Origin of the sequence: Homoserinimonas sedimenticola (assembly GCF_026094475.1) — a bacterium.
Classification (GTDB): Bacteria; Actinomycetota; Actinomycetes; order Actinomycetales; family Microbacteriaceae; genus Homoserinimonas; species Homoserinimonas sedimenticola.
In genome coordinates this window covers 1-496 of sequence record NZ_JAPELL010000009.1, presented here as the reverse complement: position 1 = coordinate 496, position 496 = coordinate 1, and the positions used below count along the sequence as shown (strand labels likewise).

1 protein-coding gene is annotated in these 496 nt (G+C 39.9%); it reads right to left on the bottom strand.

Going from position 1 to position 496, the window contains the following annotated elements:
* Positions 1–496: DegV family protein (locus OH146_RS13625; RefSeq protein ID WP_265161741.1), on the bottom strand; the 496-nt coding region annotated here is incomplete at both ends.

The following is a 496-nucleotide window of genomic DNA, read 5'->3' as shown; positions in this document are numbered from 1 at the left end:
TCTTCCGCCCTTTTCAAGGTGTGTTAAAGCTCCGACCATAAACATAATGCGCGAATCATTCCTCATTTTGAGGCATATCTCATAGGCCTCTTTGGCTTCCATTCCTGTATCGCGCATACGGCAGGCTTCAAATATCATAAGCTGCATGGCACCTGTAGCGAGCCATGAATTAATAATAAATATTTTTGAGCCTTTATATTTTTCAGACAGTATATCGCCTGCTGAGGCGGCTGAATGGTAGGAGCCGCTAAGTGTATCTGTTATTGTAAAACAGATCATGTCTTTTCCTTTGTCAAGTGATGGCGTGAAAGCATCAATGTAGTCCTGCACGGAAGGCAGGGAAGTCTTTGGAAATAATTTTTTTTCAATGAGATTTTCAAAAAACTCCTCACGCGGCATCTCAAAAAGCTCTTTTGAGTAGTTTTCCGAGTCAAAAGATATATAAAAAGGTATGACCTTTATATTTTTATCCCGGGCTGTATTAAGTGGTATATCA